The organism is Candidatus Xiphinematobacter sp., assembly GCA_016766635.1.
GTDB lineage: Bacteria > Verrucomicrobiota > Verrucomicrobiia > Chthoniobacterales > Xiphinematobacteraceae > Xiphinematobacter.
Genome location: CP068473.1, coordinates 743,816 through 759,984, shown reverse-complemented (window position 1 = coordinate 759,984; position 16,169 = coordinate 743,816). Strand labels below are relative to the sequence as shown.

16 protein-coding genes are annotated in these 16,169 nt (G+C 49.5%); 7 read left to right on the top strand and 9 right to left on the bottom strand.

What is annotated here, in order from left to right; all coding sequences use genetic code 11:
* Positions 1–118: 118 nt before the first annotated feature.
* The 3 genes from JMM79_03365 to JMM79_03355 form a co-directional block, all read right to left on the bottom strand.
* Positions 119–793: a hypothetical protein gene (locus JMM79_03365; GenBank protein ID QQY08259.1), complete on the bottom strand. Its 675-nt coding sequence runs from the start codon at positions 791–793 to the stop codon at positions 119–121.
* Between the two features lie 265 nt (positions 794–1,058).
* The gene (locus tag JMM79_03360) at positions 1,059–1,565 is read right to left on the bottom strand and encodes a hypothetical protein (GenBank protein ID QQY08258.1); all 507 of its coding nucleotides are present in this window, start codon (positions 1,563–1,565) and stop codon (positions 1,059–1,061) included.
* A 13-nt stretch (positions 1,566–1,578) separates the two neighbouring features.
* Positions 1,579–2,508 carry a glucosyl-3-phosphoglycerate synthase gene (locus JMM79_03355; protein ID QQY08257.1) on the bottom strand — a complete coding sequence of 310 codons (930 nt, stop codon included), beginning with the start codon at positions 2,506–2,508 and terminating at the stop codon, positions 1,579–1,581.
* 141 nt (positions 2,509–2,649) lie between these two features.
* Here JMM79_03355 and nth point away from each other — a divergent pair, with 141 nt between their 5' ends.
* Entirely contained in the window at positions 2,650–3,291 is a 642-nt protein-coding gene (gene nth, locus JMM79_03350) for an endonuclease III (protein ID QQY08256.1), read from the top strand.
* 20 nt (positions 3,292–3,311) lie between these two features.
* Here nth and recA read toward each other — a convergent pair whose 3' ends face one another.
* Complete coding sequence (gene recA / locus JMM79_03345) at positions 3,312–4,352, bottom strand: recombinase RecA (protein QQY08255.1); 1,041 nt, start codon at positions 4,350–4,352, stop codon at positions 3,312–3,314.
* A gap of 187 nt (positions 4,353–4,539) precedes the next feature.
* On the opposite strand from recA, the gene JMM79_03340 reads away from it, so the two are divergent.
* From JMM79_03340 to JMM79_03330, 3 genes are all read left to right on the top strand, one after another.
* Positions 4,540–5,415, top strand: a complete 876-nt coding sequence (locus JMM79_03340; protein QQY08254.1) for a phosphatidate cytidylyltransferase — start codon at positions 4,540–4,542, stop codon at positions 5,413–5,415.
* The gene (locus tag JMM79_03335) at positions 5,412–6,587 is read left to right on the top strand and encodes a 1-deoxy-D-xylulose-5-phosphate reductoisomerase (GenBank protein QQY08253.1); all 1,176 of its coding nucleotides are present in this window, start codon (positions 5,412–5,414) and stop codon (positions 6,585–6,587) included. The genes JMM79_03340 and JMM79_03335 overlap by 4 nt, the downstream gene beginning before the upstream one ends.
* Positions 6,588–6,944: 357 nt before the next feature.
* Positions 6,945–7,406 (top strand): CinA family protein, encoded by a 462-nt coding sequence (locus tag JMM79_03330; GenBank protein QQY08252.1) that lies wholly within the window; start codon positions 6,945–6,947, stop codon positions 7,404–7,406.
* A gap of 123 nt (positions 7,407–7,529) precedes the next feature.
* Here the strand turns inward: JMM79_03330 and JMM79_03325 are convergent, their stop codons facing one another.
* Both JMM79_03325 and ychF read right to left on the bottom strand, forming a co-directional pair.
* A complete protein-coding gene (locus JMM79_03325) occupies positions 7,530–8,420 on the bottom strand; it encodes a carbon-nitrogen hydrolase (protein QQY08772.1) in 891 nt (296 codons plus the stop codon).
* A 169-nt stretch (positions 8,421–8,589) separates the two neighbouring features.
* Positions 8,590–9,693 carry a redox-regulated ATPase YchF gene (gene ychF / locus JMM79_03320; GenBank protein QQY08251.1) on the bottom strand — a complete coding sequence of 368 codons (1,104 nt, stop codon included), beginning with the start codon at positions 9,691–9,693 and terminating at the stop codon, positions 8,590–8,592.
* 68 nt (positions 9,694–9,761) lie between these two features.
* Here ychF and JMM79_03315 point away from each other — a divergent pair, with 68 nt between their 5' ends.
* Both JMM79_03315 and JMM79_03310 read left to right on the top strand, forming a co-directional pair.
* Positions 9,762–10,517, top strand: coding sequence for a Nif3-like dinuclear metal center hexameric protein (locus JMM79_03315; protein QQY08250.1), 756 nt, complete (start codon positions 9,762–9,764; stop codon positions 10,515–10,517).
* 955 nt (positions 10,518–11,472) lie between these two features.
* Positions 11,473–12,477 carry an aspartate-semialdehyde dehydrogenase gene (locus JMM79_03310; protein QQY08249.1) on the top strand — a complete coding sequence of 335 codons (1,005 nt, stop codon included), beginning with the start codon at positions 11,473–11,475 and terminating at the stop codon, positions 12,475–12,477.
* A 199-nt stretch (positions 12,478–12,676) separates the two neighbouring features.
* On the opposite strand, the gene rsmI is transcribed toward JMM79_03310, so the two are convergent.
* The 3 genes from rsmI to JMM79_03295 all read right to left on the bottom strand — a co-directional run bounded on the left by rsmI (position 12,677) and on the right by JMM79_03295 (position 15,043).
* Complete coding sequence (gene rsmI, locus JMM79_03305) at positions 12,677–13,357, bottom strand: 16S rRNA (cytidine(1402)-2'-O)-methyltransferase (protein QQY08248.1); 681 nt, start codon at positions 13,355–13,357, stop codon at positions 12,677–12,679.
* Between the two features lie 9 nt (positions 13,358–13,366).
* Positions 13,367–14,011 carry a hypothetical protein gene (locus JMM79_03300; GenBank protein ID QQY08247.1) on the bottom strand — a complete coding sequence of 215 codons (645 nt, stop codon included), beginning with the start codon at positions 14,009–14,011 and terminating at the stop codon, positions 13,367–13,369.
* A 96-nt stretch (positions 14,012–14,107) separates the two neighbouring features.
* Positions 14,108–15,043, bottom strand: coding sequence for a tetratricopeptide repeat protein (locus tag JMM79_03295; protein ID QQY08246.1), 936 nt, complete (start codon positions 15,041–15,043; stop codon positions 14,108–14,110).
* Positions 15,044–15,185: 142 nt separating this feature from the next.
* Between JMM79_03295 and JMM79_03290 the strand changes: the two genes are divergently transcribed.
* A complete protein-coding gene (locus JMM79_03290; GenBank protein ID QQY08245.1) occupies positions 15,186–16,169 on the top strand; it encodes a flap endonuclease in 984 nt (327 codons plus the stop codon).

Genomic DNA, 16,169 nt, shown 5'->3' with positions numbered 1-16,169 from the left:
TGTACTCACCGACAGGCACACGCACCAAGAACTATGATTGTGAGCACGAGTGTGGTCAAGAGGCAAGTCGCGTTGTTTTGGTAAAAAGCAACGGAACGGCCGCCATCCTTTTTTCGGCTTAGATGAGCAGAAACTCCTTAAAAATATCCAAGCTATTCCCTGCCAAACTGGCAGCCCCAGATGGAGCAGAAACAATAGTAGAGTAAATCTCTAGAAGACGGGATAAATACCTTTCGAGAGAGTATTCCCTTGCCACGACACCGCAGTTAAGCCGAATAGTTTCCATCGAGGTTAAGGTAAGAGGTCGAGGAAAAAAATCCCGAGCAACTGAGGGGGACTGTGCAGCCAGATGGAGGACACGCTCTTGAAGGAGAGGTTCAAGCCTACCAAAGTCTATCTGGTTGCCGCGAAGGGCTCGTTGCAACATTCTTTCGCATAACTGAGTTTTTACTGGTATGCCGATTGCGGCAGCATTTTGCCGTAGATGGTGGAAGAGAGACCGGTATACTTGCCTCTTTCCGATGAGAGAAACGGGGATTCCGAGGAAGTCGTACAGAGAATCTAAGACAATGCCAGCAGAGCGGAGATCTGCGGTGATTAATGGAATGTCTCTACCTAGGAGGGGCTTGTTAAAGAGCCAGCATTCCAAAAAAACCATGCCGAACCCTTCCTCAAGACTAGTTGTAAGTAGGGCTTCAGAAGAGGAAATAAAGTCCCCAATGGAAGTATTAGGGCAAGAGTGCATAAATTCGACTGGAATAAGCCAGCGATTGGCAATAGACTCCCAACGCATGTAAGAAAGACATTCATTTGAGAAGAAAGACATTCATTTGAGATTTTAGGAGGCATGGCAAGGGCGAGTTTTCTGTCTTTTGGCAGAGCACAGGCAAAAAGAAGGGCTTCACCGATGTTTTTCCTTCGGATGGATCGACATGGATAGGTGATGTAACGGACGTCCCCCCGTCTTTTGGGAGGTTGGTGCTGGGTAACTGGTTGGGGGAGAGCGGGATTAGGTAAAAGAAAGAGTTTCCCTGGGAACTGTATTCTCTTCAAAAGGGTCACATCGCGTGAGTTGAGCAATGCATAGGCAATACGGGGGTAGAGGGATATAGTAGGTTTCCCACTTCTAGCGGACTTCCGTATGCGTGGATTAGACGTTGATAGTCCTCTAGGCGTTGGTTTTCAGCAAAATCGTGGATTTGGAGGAGCATAGCATGCCCCTCCTTGGCTAGACGCGCAGTGGCTTCAAGAAGCGCGAGGTTTTTTCCCAGGGAATGATTATGTAGGTGCCAGACATCTGGGGGTCCCTTTAAGAGGCGGCAGGAGCTCCTTTTTAGCTCCTGCAGCAGTGCCGTTTTGTGTGTGTTAGAGGGAGGATCTCTGTAGTCTAACCCTGGTATCAGGGCAACTGGTACCAGATCTGGAATGGGCGAGAGGGATGAAACATCTCCTGCTAATACGGCAAGGGAAACGTCTGTCCTCTGCAATAAGGCTCGGCAGGCTAGCTCGATAACACGCGAGACTCCTCCTATGCGTAGATGGTAGTGGACAATTGCGATGCGCATTGAGTGAGGAGTGTTACCTTTTTCGGTAAGCTTTCACTAGAAGCACTGGGGGATATTCCTTGTTGGACGAGTTAGTCTCAAGCAACCGGTAACCATCTGCGCCAAGATAGAACTGGCGAAGAGGATTTTTCGGAAAGTTTTGGAGCTTCGGGACTCGTCTCAAAAAAGTTTGCAAGATGGAAAAGGCCATGGCGCCGAGGGCCAGGACATCCTGGTGATGGTGAAGACGTTCTCCCAAATCTACCTGGGCAATTTTCCTGATCCCCACTTTGCGGTAGATGTCTAAGAGCAGAGCGGTTTCTACTCCATATCCGGCAGGAAAATAAAGATTTTCCAAGAGAGAGCGTTTTGCTGCGTACTCTCCGGAAAGTGGCTGGACAATTTCGGAAAGGTTGGGAAAAAAAATGGAAAAAAGCGGACGGATTAAGATCTCGGTAACGCGACCGCCGCCTATAGGTCGTGGGCCTTTGTCTGTCAAAATCGGACGATTGTAGCAGCCCTTCACATAATCAATTTCTGGAAACCGTAGTAGGGGTCCAATGAGACCATAGACGAAGCGGGGGTGTATATTCTGAATATCTCCGTCTAGGAAGCAAAGAAGGTTCCCCTTAGCCACAAATAGGGACTTCCAAAGGTTGGTCCCCTTTCCAGGAACAGAGGGCAGTTCTGGTAAGATTTCAGAAGCGAGAAAAACAGCAGCACCAGCAGCTTGGGCCTCTTCTCTTGTACGGTCACAGGAGCCAGAGTCCACGATGAGGATTTCGTCCAAGATAGGGACGGCTTCCACAAGCGCCCTTCTTAGGCGACAGATTAGGTTGCCAATTGTAGCCTCCTCATTGAGGGTGGGAATACAGAGTGAGAGGATGCAACCCTGCTGGAGCTTATGTTTTAATAAGAGAGTTAGATCTGAAAACTCACTGTGGTGGAATATTCGAGACACCATCCTTCTGGATGTTGGACTTTTGTTGGACTTTGGAAAAACAGACATCAAGCCAACAGGAAGGCGGAACCATAGCAACTCTCAGTGGAAGTTGGAAATGCTTGTTAGTGCGATGGTATCTTATCCCTAGCTGTTAGTGTAACCATGACACGGGAGGAACGGGCTTTTATTCTCTATCAAAGGCTAAAGACGATATATCCTAAGACGCACTGTACGCTAGTTTACCACTCGCCTTTCGAGTTATTAGTAGCCACTATTCTTTCTGCTCAATGTACGGACAGGCAGGTAAACTTGGTGACACCAAAACTCTTTGAGGGATTGCGTACGGTGCACGCCTTTGCGGAAGTCTCCCAGGAGAGACTGGAATCACTAATCCGTTCCACCGGTTTCTTTCGAAGGAAGGCGAAAAACATCCGCGCTGCAGCCAGAGAGATCTTGGAGCGTCACAGCGGAAGGGTACCAAAAACACTTGAGACTTTGGTGACCTTACCTGGAGTGGGCCGCAAGACGGCCAACGTAGTTCTAGGCAATGCATTCAGAAGAAATGAAGGCATAGCAGTGGATACCCACGTGGCGCGCCTCTCAAGGCGCCTGGAGCTAACCCCGCACTCAAACCCAGTAAAAATTGAGCGAGATCTCATGAAACTTCTTCCAAGGAAGCAATGGAGTGACTTCAGCCACCAGCTCATCCTGCATGGAAGAAGATGTTGTACAGCTCGTAAACCTAGTTGCTTTACCTGTCAGCTACGAGATGCCTGCCCGAGTAGTAACCGGTTTTCTCCATAGTTTCTACAGGGTAAGGGAAACTACTTCTTTCCATGGAGCTCAGCATCCAGCGCCAAAATTACCTCTTTTTCAATCTTTGCATAGAGCTCAGCATTCTTTCTAAGAATATTTTTTGCGGCATCCCGGCCTTGAGCAAGCTGTTCTCCCCTATAGTGCAGCCAGGAACCCCTCCTTTCCACGATACCCTTTTCCACGGCAATGTCGAGTAGGGTATTAGTGCTAGAAATGCCCTCATTGTAAATGATGTCGAATTCGGCTTCAGCGAATGGGGGAGCGACTTTGTTTTTAACTACTCTAAGGCGAGTACGATTTCCACTAATGCTTCCATCGCTATTCTTGACTGGACCAACACGTCTGATATCGACACGCATAGTAGAGTAGAACTTTAGGGCTTTTCCACCGGGGGTCGTTTCTGGGTTCCCGAATACGACGCCAATTTTTTCTCGAATCTGATTGGTGAAAATACAGCACGCGCTCGCTTTAGAGATAAGGGAGGTAAGTTTTCGCAAAGCAGCACTCATTAGGCGGGCTTGGGCGCCTACCACAGCGTCCCCAATATTACCTTCTAGTTCGGCCTTAGTAACCAGGGCGGCCACAGAATCGATTACGAGGATATCTAGGGTGTTAGAACGAATAAGAGTTTCGCAAATACGTAGAGCCTCTTCTCCTGAGTTAGGTTGAGAGATCAAAAGATTGCCGAGTTGCACCCCTAGGCGATTGGCGTATTGTGGGTCCAGAGCATGTTCGACATCAATGAATCCAGCTAGTCCTCCGTGCTGCTGAGCCTGTGCGATTGCAGTCAGGGTGAGAGTGGTTTTTCCGGAGGATTCCGGTCCGAAAATTTCGACAATGCGACCACGCGGGAATCCCCCGACACCGAGAGCACGATCAATCGCGATGTTGCCAGTAGGAATCACCTCTACAGAAAGGGCTGAGGAACCACTCAGCCGCATGATCGCTCCCTCCCCATAGGCCTTGGTAATCTGCTGCAAGGCCATGTCAAGATTCTTACTACGCTGGACTTTGGCTGCTTCTTCAGCAGTGGTGTCTTTAGAAGCCATAAACAGCGATAACACTCGCCAGGATGCGCCATGGTCTCAATAAGGGGACGAAAAATCCAGTGTTAAAAAGCAGGCTTCCTGCTAAAAGCCAATCCAGTCGGATCTATGCGCGCCACAAGAGGCCGATTAAAGGAAGTTGATACACTATTGGTCTGGAGCCATCCACTTTTACTATTGGTGTATATGAATGGCTGACAGACGGCTTACTTTTCTGCTCCGACTAGGGAGCTCTATCACTTTGTGGGTAGTCATTAGCTTGGTACTTGCATGGAAGGTACCAGCATTCTACTTAGCGCTAATCTGTGGGCTAGCGCTGGTCGCACAATGGGAATTTTTTCGGATGCTACAAAGCGCCGGCGTACAGACGTTTTCAGTAACGGCAACACTCCTTTCGGCAGTGTTTTTAGCAGGGGGTTTTCTTTACTATCAAGCCTATACCATTCACACTGGCTTTGATCTGGTAGCGATCTTGCTACTGGTGGTAGCCCTCCTCATCCGGCAGGTGTTCGCTCCGATTGGGCAGTTAGCATCTTGCCAGGCTACCGTCTTTACACTGTTTGGCATTCTCTACATCCCGTGGACGTTCCACTTTTTGTCCAAAATTATTTTCCTGACACCACCTTCGGCAAATGGGGATCCTACAGGGCCCTTTTACGCACTCTTTGTAGTTATAGTCACCAAGTGCAGCGATATGGGGGCTTATATGTTTGGTGGCTTCTTTGGGCGACACCGATTAGCCCCACAGATCAGCCCTAAAAAGACGTGGGAGGGCTTTTTAGGTGCCGTTGCCTCGGCCGGTATAGTGGCTCTCGTTGCACGTACATGTTTTCCATCTTGGATCCCCCTCTTTTACAAAACAAATGTTCTCCTTCTAGGATGCTCTCTGGGTGGGATAGCCATTATAGGAGATTTAGTAGAGTCAGTCATTAAGCGTAGTATACAGGCTAAGGACTCGGGTTATCTACTACCTGGTATCGGTGGAGCACTGGATTTGATAGATAGTCTACTTTTCACTGGACCATTTTTATTTTTCTATTTGCATTGGACCATGCACTCCTTATGAGAAAGCGCAGAGTGGTAATTCTTGGAGCTACAGGTTCCATTGGAGATAAGGCTATGCAGGTGGCGCGTGTGCTCTCTGATCGTATAGACATCGTTGGGATGTCTACCCTTCGTAATGTAGTAAAGATGGAGAAAGCCATAAGGGAGTTTCGACCCAAAGCCATTTGTGTGGGGGACCCCATCTCTGCTAGCAACTTGGATAGGGCCTTTGGGGAAGAAGTAAGAATTTTCTGCGGGGCAGAGGGGTTGGTAGACCTCGTTATAGAGCTTGAAGCAGATATAGTTCTTGTCGCTATTACGGGTACTGATGGGTTGCGCCCTGCTTTAGCAGCAATCGAAATAGGGAGAAATCTTGCCCTTGCTAGTAAGGAAATACTGGTCATGGCAGGGAGCATTGTCACCCGCGCGGTGAAAGACAAAGGGGTACACCTACTACCAGTAGACAGCGAGCACAATGCTATTTTCCAGTGTCTTGAGGGGCATAGTGTGGAGGAGGTTAGCCGATTGATACTTACTTGTTCGGGTGGGCCATTTCGATCCCTTCCTTCAGAAAGATTAGCTGGGGTGACACCGGAGAAGGCACTTTGCCATCCTACCTGGAGAATGGGACGCAAGGTAACAGTTGATTGCGCCACCTTGTTTAATAAGGGGTTGGAACTAATTGAGGCACAACAACTTTTTGGGGTTCCCATATCTTGCATCGATGTGATAATCCATCCACAGAGCATTGTTCACTCTATGGTAGAATTGATAGATGGATGCATGCTTGCGGAGATGGGCGCCTCAGATATGTACCTCCCCATTCAGCATGCGCTTATGTGGCCAGAACGTGTGGGACCTCCAAGAAAAGCGCTGAATTTGGCGACCTTGCACCGCCTGGAGTTCTTTGCTCCTCGTTGGGACGACTTCCCTGCTTTGCGCCTAGCACAGCGTGCCGGAGAATGTGGAGGTACCGTGCCTGCCATCTTAAACGCCGCAAATGAAATAGCAGTGGAGGCCTTTTTAAAGGGGGAAATTCCCTTTCCAAGAATTTGGGGTGTCGTGGAAGAGGTTTTGGACCGAATGGGGGACGGCACGCCCACCCCAGATCTTGGACAAATCCTTGAAACAGACGCGGAGGCACGGCGGCTTGCAGCGATACAATGTGCAGCTTCCTTTCTATCCTCTAGGTAAGCTAAGGGGTTTGGAGAAGGTAAATGAGCTCGGACAAGGTAGGCCGCAAGCCTTCCAGTACATAGTTTAAGCCGCCGTCCAAAGGTGCTCCCAGCCTCAGCTAAAGGTAGTTCGGTGAGAAAACTTCCCCACATCGCTTGCTTCTACTTTGGCTGCACGATTCCTTCCAGGGCGTAGAAATCCCGAAAAGCATTTAGCGCTGTTACTAGCAACGAGAATATATGGGGGGGTCAGGTAACCAAGTGTTTCTTATATACGGGACAGGAATGTGGTGGTATGGTAAGGATCGGAAGTGAAGGTGGGAGGGACTTTCTCTAGCTTGCAATGACGATGAGGAGGGGACCCCTATTAGAAAGGATGGTGGTGGAGTGTCTCCGTAGAGCGAAAAGGACTCTGGCCACAGCGGAGTCCTGTACTGGTGGCCTTCTGGCAAACCGTATAACCAATGTCGAAGGTTGTTCTAGAGTTTTCCTGGAGGGCTTTATCCTCTATTCTGATAAAGCCAAATCAGACAGGTTGCATCTACCTGAGTCAACTATCCGGTCGTGTGGCGCAGTAAGTAAGGAGGTAGCTACAGAAATGGCGGAACGCCTGTTAAATCTTAGCGGCGCGCACTATGCTCTGTGCACGACTGGCGTAGCTGGACCCACTAGGGGGACACAACAGCTGTCAATTGGCACTGTCTTTATTGGGCTAGCCTCTCCTCAAGTACCTACCCAGGTTTACAGGGGACTGTTCCCAGAAAGCCGAGAAACTTTTAAACAGTTGGCAGTTGATGCCGCGCTTGGCATACTCTACCGTCGGTTGCTTGACGCCTAGTTCTGCCTAGGGCAGGTAAGAATCCCCTCCAAAGACAAAAAGGCCTATAGCAGGAAGACAGGTATAGCACTAGGTCTATGGGCAAGGAAATTGGTCCTCGTAAATTTCCTGAAGTGGGGAGTGTCACGAGTCGATAAATCGACGCAAAATCCCTCCGTAGGCATCGATCCTACGATCGCGCAGGAAGGGCCAGTGCTTCCTCTGCACGTCTATGAGGTCCAGGTCTATTTCTGCGATAATAATTTCCTCATCAGAAGTCGATCCCTTTTGGAGGATTTCCCCAAAAGGGTCACAAACGAAGCTTTGTCCCCAAAACTCAATTCCATTTCCGCTATAGACTTCGTGGCCTACACGGTTGGCAACCGCTAGGTAGCAACCATTAGCTATAGCATGTCCTCGTTGAACAACTTCCCACGCTGAATATTGGCGTTGCCCATGACGGGATTTTTCGGTGGGATGCCAGCCGATTGCCGTAGGAAAGAAGAGGATCTGCGCCCCGCGTAAGGCAAGGAGTCGGGGGGCCTCTGGGTACCACTGATCCCAACAGAGACCCACCCCAATGCGTGCGTACCGCGTGTCCCACACTAAGAACCCCAGGTCTCCTGGGGTAAAGTAAAACTTTTCGTAGAAAAGAGGATCCTCTGGGATATGCATTTTCCGGTATTTGCCCAGTAAAGTTCCGTCTGCGTCAATGACCACAGCGGTATTATGATAGAGTCCCGGAGCACGCCGCTCGAAAAGGGAGGCGACCAAAACAATATCGAGCTCTTGAGCAATTGCGCAAAGACGCTCCGTCCCAGAACCGGGGATGGTCTCAGCCAAAGCGAAGTGCTTGTAGTCTTCGACTTGACAGAAATATTGAGAACGGAATAGTTCCTGAGTAGAGATAATCTGTGCGCCCTGAGAGGCCGCCTTGCGGACTCCCTTTTCCAGGGAAAGTGTATTGGCCTCTCCATCCAGAGTACACTGGTGTTGGATAAGTCCTATACTCAGTTTTTGTCGTCTATCTAGCATGGGTTTACAGAGACAACTCGTACAGAGAAGACACAGACGTAAGAGACAGCAGGCTCCACTTATGGCTCCCAGACTACTCATCAGCTATGAGTAGTTGTGGTACGCACGTGTTTTACTCCTTCAAAATTCTTGCGTGGTAGAGTGGTGAAAAATACAAAACCAGAAAAAGCTACACATTAAACCGGAATTCTATAACATCCCCGTCACAGACCATATACTCCTTTCCTTCTACGCGAAGGCGTCCGGTCATTCTAGCTTTTGCCCACGACCCCAGCCGTATGAAGTCTTCATAAGAAACAATTTCTGCCGCTATAAAGCCGCGCTGTAGGTCTGAATGGATAATGCCAGCGGCAGTAGGCGCTCGGTCCCCATCGCGAATGGTCCAAGCGCGTGTTTCCCTTGGGCCCGTAGTAAAGTATGTCCGCAATCCCAGTAGAGTATCATAGGCAACGCGAATCAACTGCTTAACACCACTATCTGCAACTCCAAGCCCTGCCAAAAATGCCTCAGCTTCTGCGGGTGGTAACGCTGAAAGCTCGCTTTCAATTTGAGCGCTAACGGCAACCGTTTCAGTACGAAGACCACTGGTGACGTGGGCCTTTACATTCTGAAGAAAAGAGGCTCTAGCTAGATTATTCTGTTTAGCCAAATCCTCCTCACAGACATTGCAAGCGAAAAGGGTAGGTTTTGCAGTAAGGAGGCAGAAGGAATCAAGAGGAGACTTTTCCCCTTTTAGGGGCCTCAAAGAGGAAGCCGGGTGTCCATTGTCCAGATGTTGGATCAATTGCTCCAGGAGGTAGAGTTCCATTTCCTGTCCTTTGGTGCGCGCTGACAATTTGTCCTTACGCTTCTGTAAGAAAGCAAGGTCCGCAAGAATTAGCTCAGCGCTAATGGTCGCTATATCCCGGATGGGGTCTACAGTACCTGCTACATGGTGAATCTCTGTGTTTTCAAAGCAGCGTACTACTTGCACAATGGCGTCCACCTGTCGAATATGGCCGAGAAATTGGTTACCAAGCCCTTCTCCTTCACTAGCCCCCCTGACAAGTCCTGCAATGTCTACGAATTCGATAGTTGCTGGTACTACTCTTTTGGATTTTGTCAGTTCCGAGAGAGTATCCAGTCGGGAATCCGGAACATTGACGATTCCGACATTTGGTTTGATAGTACAGAATGGGAAGTTTGTGGCTTGTGCTCTGTAAGAGCGAGTAAGCGCATTGAAGAGGGTCGACTTCCCTACGTTTGGCAACCCGATTATACCGATCTTAGGCATAAGGGGGGAACTGTAGTGGATTGTGACCAGATGCAAACTTTTTTCTCCAAAGATTTTATGACCCTTGTATGGTTTTCCTTAGAGATATAATCCCCTATCTGGATCGCCTCTTGCACATTCACGAATCGGGAGATGCTCCAGGTGCTCACAATGGTCTCCAATTAGAGAATTCTGGTAAGATAGGTAGAATTGCTGCCGCTGTGGATGCCTGCGAAGCGGTAATCGAGCGCGCTATCCGGGTGGAATGCACCCTGCTCCTTGTCCATCACGGGCTGTTTTGGGGGGAGAATAAACGCTGGGTAGGGGTACCTTATAGGAGGTTGCGCTCTGCTATCTCCGGAGACCTCGCCATTTACAGCGCTCACCTTCCTTTGGACATCCACCCAAGACACGGAAATAACGTCTTGCTAGCACAGACCTGTGGATTTACCCACTACCAGCCTTTTTTGCAAGTCCTCGGAACTTATGTTGGATTGCGCGTTGAGGTGAGATTAAGCCGAGCAGAGGTACTGAACCGCGTAGCAGGGGCAGTGTGCGGAGATGTGCATCTAGCACCCGGTGGTCCAGAGACGTGTTGCCATATTGGCATTATCAGCGGTTCTGCCGGCTCTATGATTACGCAAGCTGCAGCGGATGGAATTGATACCTTAATTACGGGCGAGGGAGCGCACTGGACTTATATAGCAGCAGAGGAATCTAGAGTGAATCTAATCTACGCGGGGCACTATGCCACAGAGACTTTTGGGATTCGATCGGTGGCCGAACATCTTTCCGAATACCTCAGCCTACCATGGGAATTTATCGACCACCCAACAGGGCGATAATGGAAAGAGAGACTCTGTCCAAAAACTAGGCTGGAGGGGGCATACGTCTGCAGTCTGCAGCAACTCCCTACTGACCTGCGGAAGGGACCAGAAACCACCAGGGAGCCACCTGCCAGGTTTTTTCTGCCATTTCGTACTCCCTACATAAATCCCCATGCCGGCTGGCCAGCCTTCCCACGCCTCCGTTTATCATTTCAGGTCTTGGCGTTGTTTTACCATGAGGTAAAAAAACCTGGCTGAACAACGGATAGTCAGGAAATCCTGGCAATCAAACAAGAGCACGACCATCAATCTTAGCTGTCCATGCTCAATCGAATTCACCCCCCTCTGCTCCACTACACTATCGGACGGACTGACCCAAGTTCCAGCCGGTTCACAGGCTCCCCAAACGCCACAAATGGGTACGGAAGGCCGGCCATCCCTCTCTAAACACTGTGCGGCACTCCGAGAATACCCGGCTGGATTGAGTCATTTTTTAACAGCCCAACGGATGAGCACTACTTAGCAGTGCCAATAGCAGCTGGCGCTGGTGGAATTGGCGGTGGCTTGTGGTTACAGGCCCCGAGTCCAAAAATTGCGCCGGCCATAGTGACGGCGACGAGGACTTTTATAAAAGGCATAGAGCACTCCCTCCTTTCTTTGCTGGTTGCGAGGGACATTCTGTCGAATCTTCTGCAGCTTACAACGAAAATCTGTTCCTCTGGAACTAGGAAGATGAGATTCTCTGCGTGCTAGAGAAAGAAACAACCCCAGGCCCTACCTCTCGGTGTATATCCACATAACCAGTTCGCAACTATTCTCATAGTAAGTAGTCCGATCCAGGAATTTTTGGAGACAGTCCGTCCGATAGTGTAGTGGAGCAGAGGGGGGTGAATTCGATTGAGCATGGACAGCTAAGATTGATGGTCGTGCTCACGAATCTTTCTATGAGCTTGTTTTGTGGTAGATTATGGTGATGAGCAAAAGATTTCACGTAGCAATTGTAGGCGCTACTGGAGCTGTAGGATTGGAACTGACTCGAGTGCTGCAATGCCGCAATTTTCCCGTCTCTCAGCTGACTTTATTAGCGTCCCCACGCTCTTCTGGCAAGGTACTCCGATTCCGCAAGGAAGAAGTCATAGTGCAAGCATTGGATGCAGGCTCCTTTGGGGGGGTAGATTTCGCTTGGTTCTGTGCTGGCAGCGAGATCGCTAAGAACTATGCTCATTTTGCGGTGGAAGCAGGTACCGTGGTTATTGACAATTCCTCGGCGTTTCGCATGGATCCCATGGTACCGCTGGTAATTCCAGAAATTAATGGGGAAGAAGCACAGTACCACAAAGGAATCATTGCCAATCCCAATTGCACAACTATCATCACTCTGATGGGGCTTTATCCCCTGCATAAGGCCTTTGACGTAAAGCGTGTTTTTGCTGCCAGCTATCAGGCGGTTTCTGGCTCGGGTACACAGGGAATTTCGGAACTCCATCAGCAGGTCCGCTCTCTCCTTGCTGGCCATCAAAGCGTAGGGAGGAGAGTTTATCCTTACCAAATTGCCTTCAATGTGCTCCCCCAAGTTGAAAGCTTTCTTGACTCTGGATACACGCAGGAGGAGGTGAAGATGCAGAATGAAGGCCGTCGGATCCTGCATCTACCAAAGTTTCGCGCTTCTGCTACCTGCGTGCGGGTGCCAGTCTACCGGGCGCACTCGGTCGCTGTCTTTGCCGAATTTGAAAAGCCAGTTTCCTTAAAGGTGGCCATGGAAGCTCTCAGCGAGGCTCCAGGAATAAGACTGGTGGACGACATGGCAAGTAACTGTTATCCAACTCCTCTAAATGTAGAGGGCAGGGAAGAGTGTGAGATAGGGCGGTTACGTTTAGATTCTGCCATGGAAAATGGCCTAGCCTATTGGATTTGTGGAGACCAGTTGCTTAAGGGGGCGGCCTTGAATGCCGTTCAAATTGCGGAATTAATCATTTAAGTCGGAGCCTCTTGGTGGAGGTATGTATTTGTGACCTACCTCCCCTTTCAACTAGAGAAGTCTTTGGGGATTTTCCAAACCAACCCTCGGGGTTAGCAGCTAGTATAGTGGTGGTTGCTTTGCACCATCTGGGAATTATAATGAGCAGTGCAGCTAATTTAATAAAAGATTTTAGCGCCGGGATGGGCGCCGCTCCCTTTTACTCTAGGGGGTAGGAGAAGTTCCCGTGAATTAGAAGGACGATTTCTCCCTTCGGTGGATAAACCGTGAAGTGGGCTAGTACCTTGCCAGCCGTTCCACGGCGGTACTCTTCAAACTTTTTGGAAATCTCTCTGGCAACGCACACGGGGATAGAAGGACAGATTTCTGTGAGAATAGAAAGAGACCCTACTAATCGATACGGAGATTCAAAGTAGACGGAAGTCCATGGACGAGTAGCGGCCTGACGGAGTTCTGCTGCGCGTTTTCCGGACTTCACCGGCAGGAACCCTGCGAAATAAAATTTATGGCAAGGTAGTCCGGAGCCTACTAGTGCCGTTAGTACTGCCGAAGGGCCAGGAAGTACAGTGAAGGGCAGGCCTTCCTGAATGCAGGCGCTTATTAGTTGATAGCCAGGATCCGAAATAGCCGGTATGCCTGCGTCGCAACTCAATGCCACCCTATATCCTCCCTTAATGTGCGCTACAAGCTCCGCGGTGCGTGCAACCTCATTGTGTCTATGAAAACTGATAAGCGGCCTGGAAACTCTTAGGTATCGCAGGAGAATAGAGGTGCGCCGTGTATCCTCGGCTGCGATATAGTCCGCCTCCAAAAAGGCGCTAATAGAGCGAAGAGTGATGTCTTCAAGATTCCCGATGGGTGTGGGAACAATAGTAAGCACCTTGTGAAGTTACCATCCCTCTGTTAATTGGCTAAGGAGGGCGTCAGCCATAAAGCGCGCAGCTACTGGTAGCGTCTGACGTTCTTCTTGAGAAATGGGATCTGCACCTACGAAATAGCTGGCAGCGCCGGCCGCAGTGCCTTGTTGAAGAATTTTTCCGGTAATTCTGTCGAGGACACGATAGGTTACCAAGATCCGCAGTTGAAATTTTTTGGTGACCCCCCAGTCAGTAGGAGAAATGAGAACTGCCACACGGGAAATGTCGATAAGCTTACACTCAAGAACGGCGTCCGCTTTGCCTTTATCCAAGATCTCGTAGGTGCCATCTGCCTGAAACACGCGCGTAGCGACATCTGCCAGAAGAGCTTCTACCCGTGGAACTAAAGTTACATTTTGGAACACAGGAATTGCCAATGTTTGGATGCCGCGCATTGAGCTAGGATAAATCTTCCCAAGCCGGTAGCAGCCCACAGACATCGCAACCGGTAGGGAAAGCAGGATGGGGAAAATGCGTTTTCTAGACAAAACAGCAGCAATACCTTCCCCCTGGAGGGGAAGCGGCTGAGTCCCATGCTCATAAGCGTACATCACACTGATCCGAGCATCACCGATTTGCCATAGGGTTAGGACGCAAGCAATAAACCGGGAGACCAAAACCTATGTTTGGACTGCGGATTCCCAGAAACTGCTCCTCACTCTACTCCCTTCACATATGTGGAGGCATTAATGCAAACTTATTGCTTATTGCGTTCATGCTAGCTTATTGCGTAGCACCTTGATCCTTGCCCTAGCTAATAGGGCCTCCCTGGAGGCAGTTTGACGCTGGAGCACCTCCTTATAGTAGATGTAGGCGGACCTGTAACTCCGAAGGTGATCGTAGAATGTAGCAATACGATAAATCATAGAAGCCTCTTTGGAGCTGATCCTCTCTATATTCTTTAGAATCTGAGCCCTATGCTTGGTTTTCGGATATTGCAATAGGTAGTCCTGGAAAGCGTTCCTTGCCCGCGATAGGGTTGCAAGGTCTTGTGAACGATTGCTAAGTCCGACACGCATGTGGACGTAAGCAATTTGATATTGCGCATCACCCGCCAATCTACTATTGGGGTACTTCTCAGACAAGGCCTGATAGGCTTGGACAGCTTCACGGACGTGCCCTTGCCGCTCATGTGCAAGACACAGATTGAACTGTGCGACGGGGGCGTAGTCCCCGTAGGGAGCGGAAGCAAGAACTGTTTCATACATTCCTTGGGCAGTTGCTCTGTGCGACATTAGAATGCGCGTGACGATGCTATCGGGCTTCTCTAAATAGAAGTTGGCGATGTGGATTTGTTCGACTATCGAGTCATTGAAGTGTTTGCCTGCTCTAGGGTAGCGTTTCAGGAGGGTCTGATAGACATCGAAGGCTTGCTGCAACCGGTTTGTCCCCTGAAGAAGTTTGGCGAGACGAAAGTGGACTTCCAGTACTTCCTGCTCAGATAGGAGAGAGGACCGCCTTGCAAGCAGGCGGTATTTTCGGATAGCCTGGCGCGGTTTTCCCGATTTTTCATCCTTCTCCGCTTGCTCAAGAAGAGAGTGGGACGCAGCTTTCCTCTCAAGCAACTTAGCAGACGGTTTTGGATGAACTGCCTCCTTTCTAGCCCCCACAGCGTACGATGGCAGCGCTCTACCAGATACGAGGCACATAAAAAGGAGGAAGACTGGAAAAAATAGTGGATTCTTCCGCATGGAAAAACACGAGCGGGGGGAACTTTCTCTTTTTTCTTTTGTGTCTGGGATGTAAGTCTAGAGACTGTCTTGTTTGTCGTTCCTATACAAAAAATAACACATGCGCCTGCTTCTCATAGATGGTCATTACTATCTTTATCGCTCTTTCCATGCAATCGGAAATCTTCGCAATTCAAAGGGTGAACCTACTAATGCCATTTATGGATTTATTCAGGCGGTGCGGCGCATGATAGCGGATCTGCGTCCGGATCTGGGGGCGATAATTTGGGATGCAGGATTGTCTGCACGTAGGGTAGCCCTGCAACCAAGTTACAAGCAGAACCGTCCGGCGATGCCTCAACCGCTCCGCAGACAAGAGTCACTCCTCAAGGAGCTATGCCCGTATCTAGGTTTTTCTAGCCTAAGCCTTCCTCAAGTAGAGGCAGACGATCTTTTAGCTTCCTACACCGAGGCTGCAGTAATCGGTGGAATAGAAGTAAACATTGCTACCAGCGATAAAGATCTCTTTCAGTTAGTCCGCCCGGGCGTTTTCATTTACGCTACCAGTAAGGCAGATTCGACCGGTAAGGGTTTCTCTCTTTTGGGAGAGGAGTTCGTTCTCAGAAAATGGGGGGTTGCGCCCTGCTTGATAGGAGAAGTACTGGCACTAACGGGGGATGTGGTGGACAATATTCCAGGGATAAATGGAGTGGGACCTAAAACGGCAGCGCTCCTGGTACAAGCTTATGGTGGGATAACAGGACTTTTAGAGAATTTAGACCGAGTAAAGAATAAAACGTTGAGAGCAAAGTTAGAGGCAAACCGGTCCCAGATTATAAAAAACCTGGGAATAGTTCGTCTAGATCTTCACATTCCCCTGCCATCTCCTCTGGCAAATTTGCACATCCAACCACGCTACGCCGAGTTAATTCATACGTTGGAGAGGTATGAATTTGGGCTCCTCTCCAGAGCAATAGAAAGAGAGGCTGCAAAAGAAAAAGGGGACACGGAAGTCATTTCCATTACGCAAGGGTGGCTTTTCAAGGACGTACAGAGCATGCAGCCAGAGCTTGGCAAGCAACGACAGTTTGCTACATTTCTCTAG